The organism is Schumannella soli, assembly GCF_006517435.1.
Lineage (GTDB): Bacteria > Actinomycetota > Actinomycetes > Actinomycetales > Microbacteriaceae > Schumannella > Schumannella soli.
In genome coordinates this window covers 707,432-723,719 of the sequence record NZ_VHQG01000001.1, presented here as the reverse complement: position 1 = coordinate 723,719, position 16,288 = coordinate 707,432, and the positions used below count along the sequence as shown (strand labels likewise).

At 70.8% G+C, this 16,288-nt stretch carries 15 protein-coding genes; 11 read left to right on the top strand and 4 right to left on the bottom strand.

The window, feature by feature from the left end; all coding sequences use genetic code 11:
* Positions 1-7 precede the first annotated feature (7 nt).
* The 3 genes from FJ657_RS03270 (at position 8) to FJ657_RS03260 (ending at position 3,463) form a co-directional block, all read left to right on the top strand.
* A complete protein-coding gene (locus FJ657_RS03270) occupies positions 8-925 on the top strand; it encodes an ABC transporter permease (RefSeq protein WP_141162219.1) in 918 nt (305 codons plus the stop codon).
* The gene (locus FJ657_RS03265) at positions 925-2,718 is read left to right on the top strand and encodes an ABC transporter ATP-binding protein (RefSeq protein WP_141162218.1); all 1,794 of its coding nucleotides are present in this window, start codon (positions 925-927) and stop codon (positions 2,716-2,718) included. The genes FJ657_RS03270 and FJ657_RS03265 overlap by 1 nt, the downstream gene beginning before the upstream one ends.
* Before the next feature lie 130 nt (positions 2,719-2,848).
* Complete coding sequence (locus FJ657_RS03260; RefSeq protein WP_255447105.1) at positions 2,849-3,463, top strand: hypothetical protein; 615 nt, start codon at positions 2,849-2,851, stop codon at positions 3,461-3,463.
* Positions 3,464-3,668: 205 nt separating this feature from the next.
* Here the strand turns inward: FJ657_RS03260 and FJ657_RS03255 are convergent, their stop codons facing one another.
* A complete protein-coding gene (locus tag FJ657_RS03255; protein WP_141162217.1) occupies positions 3,669-5,132 on the bottom strand; it encodes an MFS transporter in 1,464 nt (487 codons plus the stop codon).
* A 202-nt stretch (positions 5,133-5,334) separates the two neighbouring features.
* Positions 5,335-5,943, bottom strand: coding sequence for an NADPH-dependent F420 reductase (locus tag FJ657_RS03250; RefSeq protein WP_181408848.1), 609 nt, complete (start codon positions 5,941-5,943; stop codon positions 5,335-5,337).
* Between the two features lie 118 nt (positions 5,944-6,061).
* Between FJ657_RS03250 and FJ657_RS03245 the strand changes: the two genes are divergently transcribed.
* The 8 genes from FJ657_RS03245 (at position 6,062) to FJ657_RS03210 (ending at position 15,162) form a co-directional block, all read left to right on the top strand.
* Positions 6,062-6,511 carry a MarR family winged helix-turn-helix transcriptional regulator gene (locus tag FJ657_RS03245; RefSeq protein WP_219995851.1) on the top strand — a complete coding sequence of 150 codons (450 nt, stop codon included), beginning with the start codon at positions 6,062-6,064 and terminating at the stop codon, positions 6,509-6,511.
* 253 nt (positions 6,512-6,764) lie between these two features.
* Positions 6,765-8,630, top strand: coding sequence for a molecular chaperone DnaK (gene dnaK, locus FJ657_RS03240; protein ID WP_141162214.1), 1,866 nt, complete (start codon positions 6,765-6,767; stop codon positions 8,628-8,630).
* A gap of 2 nt (positions 8,631-8,632) precedes the next feature.
* On the top strand, positions 8,633-9,289 hold the full coding sequence (locus FJ657_RS03235; protein WP_141162213.1) for a nucleotide exchange factor GrpE: 657 nt from the start codon (positions 8,633-8,635) through the stop codon (positions 9,287-9,289).
* An 8-nt stretch (positions 9,290-9,297) separates the two neighbouring features.
* Positions 9,298-10,287, top strand: coding sequence for a DnaJ C-terminal domain-containing protein (locus FJ657_RS03230; protein ID WP_141162212.1), 990 nt, complete (start codon positions 9,298-9,300; stop codon positions 10,285-10,287).
* Between the two features lie 173 nt (positions 10,288-10,460).
* Positions 10,461-10,880 (top strand): heat shock protein transcriptional repressor HspR, encoded by a 420-nt coding sequence (locus tag FJ657_RS03225; RefSeq protein ID WP_141162211.1) that lies wholly within the window; start codon positions 10,461-10,463, stop codon positions 10,878-10,880.
* Between the two features lie 236 nt (positions 10,881-11,116).
* On the top strand, positions 11,117-12,190 hold the full coding sequence (locus tag FJ657_RS03220; RefSeq protein WP_141162210.1) for a hypothetical protein: 1,074 nt from the start codon (positions 11,117-11,119) through the stop codon (positions 12,188-12,190).
* A gap of 69 nt (positions 12,191-12,259) precedes the next feature.
* On the top strand, positions 12,260-12,835 hold the full coding sequence (locus FJ657_RS03215) for a hypothetical protein (protein WP_141162209.1): 576 nt from the start codon (positions 12,260-12,262) through the stop codon (positions 12,833-12,835).
* A 134-nt stretch (positions 12,836-12,969) separates the two neighbouring features.
* On the top strand, positions 12,970-15,162 hold the full coding sequence (locus tag FJ657_RS03210; RefSeq protein ID WP_141162208.1) for an ATP-dependent Clp protease ATP-binding subunit: 2,193 nt from the start codon (positions 12,970-12,972) through the stop codon (positions 15,160-15,162).
* A 36-nt stretch (positions 15,163-15,198) separates the two neighbouring features.
* Here the strand turns inward: FJ657_RS03210 and FJ657_RS03205 are convergent, their stop codons facing one another.
* Together FJ657_RS03205 and FJ657_RS03200 are read right to left on the bottom strand one after the other, a co-directional pair.
* Entirely contained in the window at positions 15,199-15,708 is a 510-nt protein-coding gene (locus FJ657_RS03205) for a DUF4395 domain-containing protein (protein WP_141162207.1), read from the bottom strand.
* The gene (locus FJ657_RS03200; RefSeq protein WP_141162206.1) at positions 15,705-16,235 is read right to left on the bottom strand and encodes a thioredoxin family protein; all 531 of its coding nucleotides are present in this window, start codon (positions 16,233-16,235) and stop codon (positions 15,705-15,707) included. Before FJ657_RS03200 ends, FJ657_RS03205 begins: the two co-directional genes overlap by 4 nt.
* Positions 16,236-16,288 lie beyond the last annotated feature (53 nt).

Below are 16,288 nucleotides of genomic sequence, written 5' to 3'. Positions count from 1 at the left end.
GCACACGATGACCAGCACTCAGATGCTCAAGCTCGACGACCCGGCACAGCAGAAGCAGCCGGGGCCGCTGCGCACGATCGGCCGCATGATCCGCGTGATCTGGTCGAACAACAAGGCCAAGCTCGGCATGATCATCCTCGCGATCTTCCTGCTCGTCGCGATCTTCGCCCCGCTGCTGGCGCCCTACGGCGCGCAGACGAACACCTTCGAGCGCAACGCCGACGCGAGCCCCGCCCACTGGCTGGGCACGACGGCCGCCGGTGAGGATGTGCTGAGCCAGCTCATCTACGGCGCGCAGGTGAGCGTGCTGGTCGGCTTCGTCGCCGGCATCCTGGCGACGCTCGTCGCCGTCGCGGTCGGACTCAGCTGGGGCTACATCCGCGGCTTCGGCGCCGACGTGATCGGGTTCATCGTGAACCTGTTCCTGGTGATCCCGGCGCTGCCGCTCATGATCGTCATCGCCGCGTACCTGCAGAACGGCGGCTTCGGCGTCATCATCGCCGTGATCGTCGTCACCGGCTGGGCGTGGGGCGCGCGCGTGCTGCGCAGCCAGACCCAGTCGCTGCGCGGCCGCGACTTCGTCACCGCCGCCCGCTTCTCGGGTGACCGGGCAGGGCGCATCGTGTTCCGCGAGATCCTGCCGAACATGACGTCGCTCATCGTCGGCTCGTTCTTCGGCGCCGCGACCAGCGCGATCCTCGCCGAGGCCGGCCTCGAGTTCCTCGGGCTCGGCGACTCGAGCATCGTCAGCTGGGGCACGATCCTCTACTGGGCGCAGAACTCGAACTCGCTGCTCACCGGCCAGTGGGTGCTGCTGTTCGCCCCCGGTCTGTGCATCGCCCTGCTGGCGATGAGCCTGACCCTGATCAACTTCGGCGTGGATGCGGTCAGCAATCCCCGCCTGCGCGAGGGGAAGTCCAAGTGATGAGCGACACGACACTGACCGTCGGCGGCGCCGGCGCGCCCGCCGGTTCGCCGGCCGCCGGAGCGGGGGCGAACCCGGCCGAGCCTGCCGCCGAGAAGCCGATCCTCGACGTGCGCGAGCTCTCCGTCGTCTACGAATCGCCGGGCCAGGCGCCCGTGCAGGCCGTCGACCACGTCTCCTTCACCCTGAAGAAGGGCGAGTTCGTCGGACTCGTGGGGGAGTCGGGATCGGGCAAGTCGACCCTCGGCTTCGCGCTGACCCGCCTGCAGAAGCCGCCGGCCCGCACGAACTCGGGGCGCATCCTCTTCGACGGCCGCGACATCCGCGAGCTCGGCACCGAGGAGCTGCGGCAGCAGCGCCAGGGCGGCTTCGCGATGGTGCTGCAGTCGGGCATGAACGCGCTCAACCCGGTGCGCCGCATCCGCGACCACTTCATCGACATCTACAAGGCGCACGGCCACGTGCCGCGCGACCGCTGGCAGAAGAACAGCGAAGACCTCATCGCGAAAGTCGAGCTGCCCGTGTCGATGCTCGACCGCTACCCGGGCGAGCTCTCGGGCGGCATGCGCCAGCGCGTCTCGATCGCGCTCGCGCTTTCGCTCGAGCCGCAGCTGATGGTCTTCGACGAGCCGACGACCGCGCTGGATGTGCTGGTGCAGCACGCGGTCATGGACACGATCCGTGCGCTGCAGCAGTCGGAGGGCTTCACGGCCGTGCTGATCAGCCACGACCTCGGCATCGTGCTCGAGTCGACGGAGCGCGTGCTCGTCATGCACGAGGGGCGCATCGTCGAGGACGGCAGCTCGCAGCAGATCCTCGAGGATCCGCGGGACGAGTACACGCGGATGCTGCTGTCGCACTACGCCGACCCGCGTGCCGAGGTCGTGTCGCTGCCCGGCTTCGAAGACCGCAGCGTGCGTCGCGCCGAGAACCGCACGCGCGCCGACAGCGCGACGTCGACCCCTTCGGTCGCGACGCGCGGCAAGCGCTCGGCGCAGGCGGCGATCGTCGTCGACGGCGTCTCGAAGACGTACCCGGCGCCGCGGCGCGGTGAGGACCCCGTGCGGGCGGTGCGCGACGTGTCGTTCACGCTCGAACCGGGCCAGTCGCTCGCGCTCGTCGGCCAGTCGGGTTCGGGCAAGTCGACCCTGGCGAAGATGATCACCGGCGTCGAGGAGCCCAGCGAGGGCCGCATCACCTTCGGCGACCTGGATGTGGCGAAGCTGCGCGGGCGCGGGGTGCGCGAGCTGCACCGCGACGTGCAGATGGTCTTCCAGGATCCGTACGCGGCGCTGAATCCGCTGCACACGGTGGAGTACATCCTCACCCGGCCGATCGTGAACTTCACCGGCGCGACGAAGCAGCAGGCGCGGATGCGCGTGCGCGAGCTTCTCGAGACCGTCGGCCTCACGCCCGTCGAGCAGTTCGCGCAGAAGCTGCCGCACCAGCTCTCCGGCGGCCAGCGTCAGCGCGTCGTCATCGCGCGCGCCCTCGCGAGCGACCCGCAGGTGATCATCGCCGACGAGCCGGTCTCGATGCTCGACGTCTCGCTGCGGGCCGGCGTGCTCGCCCTGCTCGAGGACCTGCGCGAGCAGTGGGGCGTCTCGCTGCTGTACATCACGCACGACCTGCTGAGCGCGCGCCTGATCACCGACGACATCCTCGTGCTGCACGACGGCCAGGTCGTCGAGCGTGGCGAGACGGCCCAGGTGCTGCAGCACCCGCAGGACGAGTACACGGTCGCCCTGCTGGATGCGGTGCCCGACCCCCGTCGCGCCCGCGCCGCGAGCTGATCCGCCGAGCGCGGGCCTCCGTTCCGAGCGCGTGGTGTCGTCACCGCGCGCTCGGAACGGCACCCCGCCCTCGCGCCACTACGCGACGGCACTACTTGGATCGACCACGAAGCGTCCGTAGTCTCGGGGAGTGATCCGCGGTCGACGTCTGCTCATGTTCGGTGCTCTCGCCCTCGCGGCGGCTTCGCTCGCGGGATGCGCGGTGGGAGCGCCGGCACGCGACGCGACCCCGGCGAGCGGAGCCAAGAGCGGCACGGCGGCTGGCGCCGGCACGGGCGACGCCACCCCGGCCGACGCGGTGCGCGACCTGCCGAAGATCGCGAGCTGCGACGAGGTCGGCGCGGTCGTCGCGTCGTACATCGACGGCATCCCCCTCAGCCAGGAGGAGTCGTACATCCAGTCGGATGAGATCTCGTGCGTGTGGTCGCCGCCGCAGGGGTCGATCACCGACCTGTCGCAGATCCAGACCTTCGGGGTCACCATCTCCGAGGGCGAGGACGAGATCCCCGATCCCGCGGCACTGGGCGACTACGGATCGAAGCTGTACTTCACCGACCCGCGACTGGATGCTGTCGGGGGCATCGCACTCTGGCTGACGACCGACACCTCGGTCGTCGGCGGCGGAACCGGCACGGTGCTGGTGCCGGGGGTCGAGGTGACGCTGGTCGACGCCCGCTGGGATCAGAACGCGTACCTCGACAAGGACGCCCTCGTCACCCTCGGGTTGCAGCTGCTCGCCCTCTGACGGGACCCCCTGCTCGCGGTCACGGCGTCGCGACTCGCCCACTTCCGCGGCCTGTCGCCCTCGCGTGACCGCGGACCTGGGCAACTCGCGTTCGTGACGCCGTGAGTTGCCCAGTTCCGCCGGGTTCGGCGCCCGCAATCCGGCAGAACCGGGCAACTCGACGGGGGGTGATCGGCGTGCCGCCGACCCCGGCGGCGGGCGCGTTTCACTTCGCGGGCTGCGGCACCTTCACGAACAGCATCAGCACGAGCCCCGCGAGCAGCACGATCACGATGCCGAGGATGCCCCACGCCGTCGCGCCGAACAGGCCGATGAACAGGGCCCAGAGCGCGGGGGAGAGGAAGCTCGCCGCCCGTCCGGTTGTCGCGTAGAGGCCGAAGATCTCGCCCTCGCGTCCGGCCGGCGTGACGCGGGCGAGGAACGAGCGCGACGCCGCCTGCGCGGGGCCGACGAACATGCACAGGATCAGGCCGAAGATCCAGAACACGGTCGTGCCCGCGTCCCTCGCCAGGAAGACGATGAGGCCGACCGCGACGAGCCCGATCAGGGCCCCGAGGATGACCGCGCGGGCCCCGAAGCGGTCGTCGAGCCGGCCGACGGCGATCGTCGAGACGCCCGCGATGAGGTTCGCGGCGATGCCGAACACGATCACCTCGGTGTCGCTGAAGCCGAAGATGCGGGCCGCGATGATCGCGCCGAAGGTGAAGACGCCGGCCAGTCCGTCGCGGTAGACGGCGCTCGCGAGCAGGAACCAGAACGTCGGGCGGGTCTCGCGCCAGATGCGGCGGATGTCGCGCGCCAGCACCACGTAGCTGCCGAAGAACGACACGCGCTCGCGCTCCGGCGCGGGCGGCGCCTCGGGCACGTTGAGGAACAGCGGGATCGAGAACAGGATCGCCCAGACGCCGCAGCCGACCGCGATGAGGCGGATGTTGAGGCCCTCGCCGGTCGGGATGCCGAACCATCCGCTCTGCTGCATCACCACGACGATGCCGAGCGCGACGATGCCGCCGAGGTAGCCGAGACCCCAGCCGAGGCCGCTGATGCGTCCGATCGTCTTCGGAGTGGAGACCTGCACGAGCATCGCGTTGTAGTTGACGCCGGCGATCTCGCTGAACACCGAGCCGATCGCGACGAGCGCCGCGCCGTACCAGAACCACGACGCGGATGCCGTGGTGAAGAACATCGCGAACATGCACAGCACGAGCAGCACGGTCGAGATGCCGAGCCACAGCTTGCGGCGTCCGGCGGCGTCGGAGCGCTGGCCGAGCACGGGCGCGAGCAGGGCGATCAGCAGCCCGGCGATCGCGACCGCCCACCCGAGGTTCGAGGTGAGGTCGGCCGTGGCCGCCTCGCGGATCGGGTCGTTCTCGTCGAGCGCCGCGACATCCTTGGGCAGGAACAGACTGCTCGTCAGGTAGACCGTGAAGACGAAGGTCGTGATGACCGAGTTGAAGGGCTGCGTCGCCCAGTCCCACAGCGCCCACGAGGCGACCTGCTTGCGGGGGATGACGCGCCCCTCCTGCAGCTCGATGCCGGTCACGCCGACCGCGCCCGTGTTGGCGACGATCGGGGGAGTGGCGGCGTGGGTGGCGCCCGCGCTCGCGTCCGCGGGCGTGCCCGCGTCGGACTGCGGCGAGGCGGGCGTCGGCGCCTGGGGATCGCTCATGGCCGCACCCTAGTCGCCCCGGGTGTCGCGCTCGCGCCCCCTCTCCGGGGCGGGGACCGGCCGCCTCCTCGTTGCCGGTCTCCACCGCGCCGGAGGAAGGTGATCGGTCGCCAACTGTCGCTATCGCGGCCGGATGGCGACAGTCAGCGACCGATCACCTGGGGTCGAGAAGGGGTACGGCGCGCCCGAGCGAGACGACGGCTCAGGCCGCGGGGATGATGCCGATGTTGAACGACGGTCCGCGCTGCATCATGAGGATCGCGTAGAGCACGAACCAGTGCTCGGGGCCCTTCGCGGTGGCGATGCCGCCGAGGTCGATCTGCTGCGCCGGCGCCCAGCCGAGGTCGGCGAGCACGCCCGAGACGAGCTGCTTCGCCGACTCGTCGTCGCCCGACAGGAAGACGTTCGAGGTGGAGGCGAGCGCGCCCGGGTCGACCGCGGTCACGAGCGCGAGCGAGTTGAGCGACTTCACGACGCGGGTACGGGGGAGCGCCTGCTGCAGCTTCTCGCCGAGGCTCGAGTTCGGGTACATCAGCTCGAACGCCGGGGTGACCGCGTTGCCGAGGTCGATGAGCACCGTGCCGTCGAGCGCGTCGGCGAGCGTCGGCAGCACCTCGAGCGAGACGGAAGCCTGCAGCGCGCTGACGACGAGGTCGGCGCCGTCGATCGCGGCGGCGGGCTCGAGCGCCGGAGCCGGCAGCTCCTTGGCGTCGGGGGTGCGCGAGCCGAAGACGACATCGTGGCCGGCGCGGATCAGGCCGCCCGCGAGGGTGATGCCGACCTGACCGGTTCCGAGAATGGTGATACGCATGGGATGTCCTTCTTCCGAGATCCGACCTCGTGCCGGATCATTCGAATTGGAACAAGTGCACGGCATCCGTGGTTATTCCAATTCGAACGAAAAAGTTTTCCCGACGTCTGGAGAGCCCGTGGCCGACCGCAAGCTCGACGCGACCGAGCTCGCCACGTATCAGGCGCTCGTCACCGCCGGCACCCTGATCGAGCGCGCCGTCACCGCGCAGCTCGCCGAGCACGGGCTCACCCCGCTGCAGTTCTCGATCCTCGCGACGCTGCTGACTCAGGGCGAGAAGCGGATGCGCGATCTCGCCGACGCGATCGTGCACTCCCGCAGCGGCCTCACCTACCAGGTGACTCAGCTCGAGAAGCAGGGCCTCGTGCAGCGCTCCGCGGCCGCCGGCGACGATCGCGGCGTGCAGGTCGCGCTCACGGCCGAGGGCCGCGCCCGGGTCGAGGGCGCGTTCCCCGGGCACACCGCGCTCGTGCGCGACGCGATCTTCGACCACCTCGACCGCGCCGAGCTGGATGCGATCCGTGAGCCCCTCGACGGCATCGTCGCCCGCCTGCGCGAGCGCCGCTGAAGCGGATTGCCGTGCGCGGAATGCTGAGTCGCGACTGAGAGTTGAGTCTCATGTACTCAAGTTTCGACGTCTCGGGTTGACAGCAGTTATCCACAGGTTTCAGACTTGAGGCATCGCGGCTCAACCCGCGGTCTCGCCCGGGCGATCCCTTCGATCACCCGGGACGCCGAGGCCGCCGACCCAGCCGCCCTCAGAACTCCAAGAACGTCAGATCCACTTCATCCGCACCACAGAAACAGGAGCAGAACCGCACATGGCTCGAGCAGTAGGAATCGACCTCGGCACCACGAACTCGGTGGTCGCCGTTCTCGAAGGTGGAGAGCCCACCGTCATCGCGAACGCCGAGGGCTTCCGCACGACGCCCTCCGTGGTCGCCTTCACCAAGGACGGCGAGGTGCTCGTCGGCGAGACCGCGAAGCGCCAGGCCGTCACGAACGTCGACCGCACCATCTCGTCGGTCAAGCGCCACATCGGCACCCCCTGGACGACCGAGATCGACGGCAAGAAGTACACTCCGCAGGAGATCAGCGCCCGCATCCTCGGCAAGCTCAAGCGCGACGCCGAGCAGTACCTCGGCGAGACCGTCACCGACGCCGTCATCACCGTCCCCGCGTACTTCAACGACGCCGAGCGCCAGGCCACCAAGGAGGCCGGCGAGATCAGCGGCCTCAACGTGCTGCGCATCATCAACGAGCCCACCGCCGCCGCGCTGGCCTACGGCCTCGACCGCGGCAAGGAGGACGAGCTCATCCTCGTCTTCGACCTCGGTGGCGGCACCTTCGACGTCTCGCTGCTCGAGGTGGGCAAGGACGACGACTTCTCGACGATTCAGGTGCGCGCCACCTCGGGCGACAACCGCCTCGGCGGCGACGACTGGGACCAGCGCATCGTCGATCACCTGGTCAAGAAGTTCAAGGAGACCACCGGCGTCGACGTCTCGGGCGACAAGATCGCCCTGCAGCGTCTCAAGGAGGCCGCGGAGCAGGCGAAGAAGGAGCTCTCGAGCTCGATGAGCGCCAGCATCCAGCTGCCCTACCTCTCGCTCACGCAGAGCGGCCCGGCGAACCTCGACGAGACCATCACGCGCGCGCAGTTCGAGCAGCTGACCAGCGACCTCATCGACCGCACCCGCAAGCCCTTCGAAGACGTCATCCGCGAGGCGGGCGTCTCGGTGAACGACATCGCGCACGTGGTGCTCGTCGGCGGCTCGACCCGCATGCCCGCGGTCGCCGAGCTCGTCAAGAAGCTCACCGGCGGCAAGGACCCCAACAAGGGCGTCAACCCGGATGAGGTCGTCGCCGTCGGCGCCGCCCTGCAGGCCGGCGTCCTCAAGGGCGAGCGCAAGGACGTGCTGCTCATCGACGTCACCCCGCTGAGCCTCGGCATCGAGACCAAGGGCGGCATCATGACCAAGCTCATCGAGCGCAACACGGCCATCCCGACCAAGCGCAGCGAGACCTTCACGACCGCCGACGACAACCAGCCGTCGGTCGCGATCCAGGTCTTCCAGGGCGAGCGCGAGTTCACCCGCGACAACAAGAACCTCGGCACCTTCGAGCTGACCGGCATCGCGCCGGCCCCGCGCGGCGTGCCGCAGGTCGAGGTCACCTTCGACATCGACGCGAACGGCATCGTGCACGTCTCGGCGAAGGACAAGGGCACCGGCACCGAGCAGTCGATGACCATCACGGGCGGCTCGTCGCTGCCCAAGGAGGACATCGAGCGCATGGTGCGCGAGGCCGAGGAGCACGCCGCCGAAGACAAGGCCCGTCGCGAGAGCGCCGAGCTGCGCAACAACGCCGAGCAGCTCGCCTACTCGGTCGAGAAGCTGCTCACCGACAACGCCGACAAGATCGGCGACGACGTCAAGAGCAGCGTGCAGACCGACGTCGACGCGCTGAAGACGGCCCTGGCCGGTGACGACGAGGATGCGGTCAAGACCGCCTTCGAGAACCTGTCGACCAGCCAGACCAAGATCGGCGAGGCCATCTACGCCTCCGGCCAGGCCGACCAGGCCGCGTCGGACGCGTCGACCGACGGCCCGCGCCCCGCTGACGAGAAGGCCGACGAGGACATCGTCGACGCCGAGATCGTCGACGACGAGGAGCCCAAGAAGTAACCATGACCGACGAGCAGAACCCCGAGAACGACGGGCGCGACGAGCAGGAGTCGAACGCGGACCGCGTCAACGACAAGCGCAAGATCGACCCGGAGACGGGCGAGCCTCGCGGTCAGGCGGGTGCGGCATCCGGTGAGAACCCGGATGCCGCCCCGGCGGGCGCCGGAGCGGCGGACGCGGCCCCGGCCGGCGCCGACGCCACCGACGACGAGCTGGCCGCCCTGCTCGCCGAGGGCGAGCGCGACCTCGTGGCCGAGTACCGCGACACCGCGGCCCGCGCCCAGGCCGAGCTGGTCAACTTCCGCACCCGCGTGGAGCGCGACCGCGCCGCCAACCGCGAGGCCGTGATCGCCGAGGTCATCCGCTCGCTGCTGCCGGCGATCGACGACCTCGACCGGGCCGAGAAGCACGGCGACCTCACCGAGGGCAGCCCGCTCGAGATCGTCGCGCAGAAGCTGCGCGGCGGCTTCGACCGCTACGGCCTGAAGAAGGTCGGCGAGGTCGGCGAGCCCTTCGACCCCAAGCTGCACGAGGCGCTCGTGCAGATCCCCTCGGCCGACGTGACGGTCAATACCGTCGCCGACGTCATCGAGACCGGCTACCTGCTGGGCGAGCGCCTCATCCGCGCCGCCAAGGTCGCCGTCCACTCGCCCGAGTGAGGTGATCGATGGCCAGTCAGGACTGGTTCGACAAGGACTTCTACGCCGTCCTCGGCGTGAAGAAGGACGCCTCCGACGCTGAGCTGAAGAAGACCTACCGCAAGCTGGCTCGCCAGTTCCACCCCGACTCGAACCCCGGGGACGCGAAGGCGGAGGCCCGCTTCAAGGAGATCAGCGAGGCCTACTCGGTGCTCTCCGACAAGGAGCAGCGTCAGGAGTACGACCAGATCCGCGCCATGGGCTCGGGCGCTCGCTTCACGGCGGGCGGCCCGGGCGGCGGTGGCGGATTCGACGACGTGTTCGGCGGGATGTTCGGGCAGGGCGGCGGGCGCGCGCAGTACAGCGCCGGCCAGTACCAGGACCTCTTCGGCGGACTGTTCGGAGGCGCAGGCCAGGCCGGCTTCCAGCCGAGCGGCGGCTTCCGCGGCTACGGCGGTCCGACGCCGGGGCGCGACCTCAGCGCCTCCACCTCGCTCGACTTCACGACGGCCATCCACGGTGAGACCGTGGAGCTGCAGGTCGGCGGAGCCCGGGGGCGCACCGTCAAGGTGCGCATCCCCGAAGGCGTCGCCGACGGTCAGAAGATCCGTCTGCGCGGCAAGGGCGAGGCCTCGCCCGACGGCGGCAGCGCCGGCGACCTGGTCATCACGGTGCACGTGCGACCGCATCCGGTGTTCAAGCGCGACGGGCTCGACCTGCGCGTCGACCTGCCGGTGACCTTCGCCGAGGCCGCGCTCGGGGCGACCGTCGAGGTGCCGACGCTGGGCGGCAGCCCGGTCAAGCTCAAGGTCGCCGCGGGAACCCCGAGCGGACGCGTCCTGCGCGTCAAGGGTCGCGGCGTCGCCACCGCGAAGGGCACCGGCGACCTGCTCGCGACCGTGCAGATCGCGGTGCCGAGTCACCTCTCGGGCGACGCCCGCGAGAAGCTCGAAGCCTTCGCGGCGGCCATGCCGGCCGAGAACCCGCGCGAGGACCTGCTCGCCCGGGCGGGCGACTGACCTCGGCGGCTCACGCCGTGCCGACGGTGCAGACCGTTGCGAGATGGATGCGGGGCGCCCTGTCGCGGGCGCCCCGCATCATCCACACTGAGAACAGAGCCGCGCTGACGGCGTCACGCGGGCGGCGTATCCGGCACTGAGAACAGAGCTGGCCGACGAAGAAGGAGGAGCGCATGGACGAGCTGAGTCCCGTCTTCCCGATCGCGGTCGCCGCTGAGCTCGCGGGCATGCACCCGCAGACCCTGCGGCAGTACGACCGTCTCGGGCTCGTCGTGCCCCGGCGCACCGCCGGGCAGTCGCGCCGCTACTCGATGCGCGACGTCGTGCAGCTGCGCGAGATCGCGCGGATGAGCGCCGAGGGGCTGAACCTCGAGGGCATCCGCCGCATCCTCGAGCTCGAGAACCAGGTGTCGTCGCTCGGCGCGCGCGTGCGCGAGCTCGAGGCGGCGCTCGCCGACGAGATGCTCGCGCGCCCCGGCCGGCGCGTGTTCGCCGCGGGGGAGTCGGGCGACGTCGTGTCGCTGCGCGCCGGCACCCGCGCGAAGAAGTCGAACCAGGTCGTCGTCTGGCGGCCGTGGGGCGTGCGCGACTGATCCGCCGACAGAGTCGCGGAGCTGGGCTGAGCTGACCGAGCGGCCCGCGACGCCCGGGCTGCTGCGTCTAGCGCGGGACCCGGGTGTCGCCGACCGCGATGCGGGTGTCGACCGATCGCGCGACGCCCGCTCTGGGGGCGGTGATCCGGGCGCACCCCCATAGGGGCCGTCGGCCGCGGCGGGTACGCTCCGAACGGTGCGGATGCCCGACGTCCGCGTGATCGGGGAGCACTGACATGAGCTGGCAGCCGGAGAGCGCCTACGGCGACCGCGACGCGTCCCGTCCGGCCGCGGCGCAGCCCGCGCCCGAGTGGGTGGCGCCAGGCGGCGCGCCGTCGGCCGCTGCGGGATCCGCGCAGTCCTGGCCGGCGCAGTCGGGCCCTGGGAGCGCTCAGCAGCCGCAGCCGCAGCAGCAGGCCTGGCCTCAACAGCCCGCGTCGCATCCGCCGGCATCGCCCATCCCGCCGCAGCAGTACCCGCAGTACGGCCAGCCGCCCGTGCAGCCGTTCCCGCCGCAGCCGTTCCCGCAGTACGGCCAGCAGCCCTACCTCCAGCCGTACGGCGCAGCACCGACGATGTACCCGGCGCCGATGATGTACCCGGCTCCGGTGGCCTTCCGCCCGCCGCCCAGACCGCCGCTGACCCGCGAGCTCAATCGCGCGGCCGCTCGCGCCGGCATGCTCGGCTTCGGTGCGATCACGCTCGGCTGGAACCTGCTCAGCATCGGCGCGGTCGCGCTCGGCTTCCTCGGCCTCATCTACTGGGCGGCGAGCTCGAGCGGCGACCTCGGCAGCTTCGTCACGCTGGCCCACTACTTCGACCGTCAGACCGGCGGCATGCTGCTGCCGCTCTCGATCGGCTTCACCGTGCTCGGCGTGGTGCTCTGGGTCGGCGGCGTCATCGTGAGCCGTCTGCTGCTCAGGCGCGCCGGGCATCCGAAACCGGGCGGGGTCACCTGGGCCGGGATCGGCATCGGCGTGGGGATCAGCGCGATCATCGTGCAGCCGGTGACATGGGGCGTCGTGCAGGCCGCGCTGGTCTCGTCGTACTCGTCGATCGACACCGCGGCGCCGTCGTCGCTCGACCCCGGGATCCTCGGTCGCGCGTTCATCGCCCTGGGCGTCGACGTGCTGGTCGTCGTCGGCGTCTCGGTCGTCATCGGCTGGCTGTGCTGGTGGTGGATGGCTCACGCGATGCGCCCGGAGGCGCCCAAGCCCCCGGCGCCGTCGGGCCCGCTGCTTCCCGGTTTGGCGCCCGAGCGCGGACCGTGGGATCCGCCCGCGAAGCGCGAATCGGCGACCGGCTACTGAGCCTCGTCGGCGCCGGGTCACCCTGACGGGGACGTGAAGCGGATGCGCGGCGTCCCTAGCATCGGCGACATGACCTGGCAGCTCGGCGCGCATCCGGACGATGTGACGCGCACCGACGGTCAGGACGAGGGCGACCGCGCGGCGGAGAGCGCGGCGGCGGTCGACGGCGAACGCCGGGTCGGGGTGCAGCACCCGGGAGGGGAGCGCCCGATCAACCGGATGGTCGGCCGCGTCGTGATCCGGCCGCGTGCCGACACCCGGCAGGCCGATCTGCTCGCGCTGCTGCCGATCCTGCCGGTGCTGCTCAGCATGGGCGGTCCGGCGTTCTCGATGGGCTGGTCGCCGCTCAGCGTCGTGCAGCTCGCGATCCCGGTCGCCGTGGTGCAGGGGCTGATCGCGCGTCGCGACCGGCGCATCATGAGCGATCGCGGCTTCGTCGACCTGCCGAGCTCGCTGCTCGCGCTGCTGTCGCCGATCCTCTACCTGGGTCTGCGCGCGCGAGCCTGTTCGGGGCACGATGAGAGCGCTCGCTCGATCGTCCGCTGGGCGATCGGGGTGACCGTCGTCGCCGTGCTCCTGGTGGCGATCGGGTCCGGGTTCCAAGCCGCGATGTCGCCGCTGTTCACGGGTGCTGAACAGGAATGAACCCTGGCCGCTGAGGGTTGAGCCAAGTAGACTCAAGTTTAGGATCCGTGCTCTCCCGAGCGCGCATCCGTCACCACTGACACGACCGGCACGCCCGCGGCGCATCGCCGCGACAGAGAGGACAGATCAGCCAGATGGCCAACATGCAGGGGGCGCCCTCCAGCCAGGAGGAGCAGAAGACCGCCCTCGAGCAGTACGGCGTCAACCTCACCGAGATCGCCCGCTCGGGCAAGCTCGATCCGGTGATCGGCCGCGACGCCGAGATCCGGCGCATCAGCCAGGTGCTGACCCGCCGCACCAAGAACAACCCCGTGCTCATCGGCGAGCCCGGCGTCGGCAAGACCGCCGTCGTCGAGGGGCTCGCGCAGCGCATCGTCGCCGGCGACGTCGCCGACTCGCTCAAAGACAAGCAGCTCGTCTCGCTCGATCTGGCCGCGCTCGTGGCCGGCGCGAAGTACCGCGGCGAGTTCGAGGAGCGCCTGAAGGCCGTGCTCAAGGAGATCAACGAGTCGGACGGACGCGTGATCACCTTCATCGACGAGCTGCACACGCTCATGGGCGCCGGCGGCGGCGAGGGATCCGTCGCGGCCGCCAACATGCTCAAGCCCATGCTGGCTCGCGGCGAGCTGCGCCTCATCGGCGCCACCACGCTCAACGAGTACCGCGAGTACATCGAGAAGGATGCCGCGCTCGAGCGCCGCTTCCAGCAGGTCTACGTCGGCGAGCCGACCGTCGAGGACACGGTCGCGATCCTGCGCGGCCTCAAGGAGCGCTACGAGGCGCACCACAAGGTCTCGATCGCCGACAGCGCGCTCGTCGCCGCCGCATCCCTCTCGAACCGCTACATCACCGCCCGCCAGCTGCCCGACAAGGCGATCGATCTGATCGACGAGGCCGCGAGCCGACTCAAGATGGAGATCGACAGCTCGCCGGTCGAGATCGACGAGCTCAAGCGCGGCGTCGACCGCATGCGCATCGAAGAGCTCGCGCTCAAGCGCGAGAAGGACGACGCATCCAAGGCCCGCCTCGCGAAGCTGCGCGAGGAGCTGGATGCGCGGCAGAAGCAGCTCGACGCGCTGCAGGCCCGCTGGCAGGCCGAGAAGAACTCGCTGCACAGCGTCGGCGATCTGCGCGCGAAGCTCAACGACGCCCGCATCGACCTCGACCGGGCGATGCGCGAGCAGAACTGGACGAACGCGTCGAAGCTCAACTACGAGATCATCCCCGCGATCGAGAAGGCGCTGCTCGAAGCCGAGCAGCAGGAGCCCTCGGGTCCGCGCATGGTCGGCGACCAGGTGACCGACGAGGACATCGCGGCCGTCGTCGCGGCCTGGACCGGCATCCCCGTCGCCAAGCTCAAGCAGGGTGAGACCGAGAAGCTGCTGCACCTCGAGCAGGAGCTCGGCAAGCGCCTCATCGGCCAGAAGGATGCGGTGCGCGCCGTCAGCGAGGCCGTGCGCCGCACGCGCGCGGGTATCGCCGATCCCGACCGGCCGACCGGGTCGTTCCTGTTCCTCGGCCCGACCGGCGTCGGCAAGACCGAGCTCGCGAAGGCGCTCGCCGAGTACCTCTTCGACGACGAGAAGGCGCTCGTGCGCATCGACATGTCGGAGTACGGCGAGAAGTTCGCCGTCTCGCGGCTCGTCGGCGCCCCTCCCGGGTACATCGGCTATGAGCAGGGCGGACAGCTGACCGAGCTCGTGCGCCGCCGGCCGTACTCGGTCGTGCTGCTCGACGAGGTCGAGAAGGCGCATCCCGAGGTCTTCGACCTGCTGCTGCAGGTGCTGGATGACGGGCGCCTGACCGACGGTCAGGGGCGCACGGTCGACTTCCGCAACACGATCCTGATCCTCACCTCGAATCTGGGCTCGAACTTCCTCGTCGACCAGACCCTCGACTGGGAGCAGAAGCAGGGTGCCGTGCGCGACCTCGTGCAGCGCTCGTTCAAGCCGGAGTTCGTGAACCGCCTCGACGACATCGTCGTGTTCGCGCCGCTCACCACGGGGGACCTCGGGCAGATCGTGTCGCTCTACGTCGACCGCCTCGAGCGGCGGCTCTCGGAGCGGCGGCTGCAGCTCGCGGTCACGCCGTCGGCGCGTGGCTGGCTGGCCGAGCAGGGCTTCGACCCGATCTACGGCGCGCGTCCGCTGCGGCGGCTCATGCAGCACGAGATCGACGACAAGCTCGCGCGCGCGCTGCTCTCCGGTCAGATCGGCGACGGCGACACGGTGCGGGTCGACGTGGATGCGACGGGCGACGCCCTCGCGGTCACGCGGATGGAGAGCGCGCCGGAGGCGGACCTGCCGGACGCTGCGCCCGCGTCCTGACCGCGCCGGCGGTTCTCGGAGCTGGGGATCTGCTGCTCAGGCGGCGGGAGCCGCCGGGCGGCGCAGGCGCGCGAGCTGCAGGTAGAGCAGGCAGCCGAGGCAGACGCCGAACACCGAGTTGAGGAACGCGGCCACGAAGGCGAGCGCCGCCGCGATCGGCACGACGAGACCGAGGCCGCCGAGTGCGGGGGCGCCGGATGCGAGGGCGATGAGTCCGAGAACGGCGCCGACCGCCGTGATGGCGAAGCCGATGCCCTGCGCGAAGGTCGGCGGGCGGGGATCCTCGAGCTCGGTCGGCGGCGCGAGCCGCGGGCGCACGAGCGCCGCGTAGAGCCGGCCGTAGGGGTGACGTCGGATGCCGGCGAACGCACCCCAGGCGAACACGAGCGCGATCGCGGTCAGCAGCAGGGTCGCGGCGAGGGCGGCTCCGCTCAGCGCGAGGGCGATGACGACGAGCAGCAGCACCGCGGTGATCGCGGCGCCGAAACGCGGGCCGCGCGGGTCGATGCCGCCGGCGGGGCCGGGCGGGTTCGGGGTCGAGGTCATGCGGGGCTCCCGATGATGCGGTCGAGTTCAGTGCGCAACGGCGCGAGGCGCGGGGCGCCGCCGATGCGCGAGCGCACGGCTCCCGCGCGGTCGAGCAGCAGCAGCGTCGGCGTCTGCAGAACCCGGAAGCGGCGCACGAGCTCAGGGTGCGCATCCACATCCAGCTCGATGCGGCGCAGGCCGGGCAGCTCGCCGCGCAGGCCGTCGACGAGGCGGGCGGTCGCGACGCACGAGGTGCACCACTCGCTCGAGAACTGCACGACGGTCACGTCGGCGCCGAGCGGCTCGGGCAGATCGGCGGCGGAGATCACGTCGCCGGGTCCGTCTGCCGCCGCGTCAGCGCGCGAAGGGACGAGCGGGATCGCGAGCGGGGGCGTGCCGTGGGTCGCGGCGGCGATTCCGATGAGCGCGTGCGTGCCCGCATCCACCGGGCGGATGCGACCCTGCTGCGACCGCAGCACGAGTCCGATCACGGTCGCGAGCGCGATCACGCCGACGAGCGCGGCGGCGACGACCAGGGGCGACATGCGGGAGACGGTATCCGCGCGGCGCCCATCCCGGAACAGCCCTCGTCACCCGG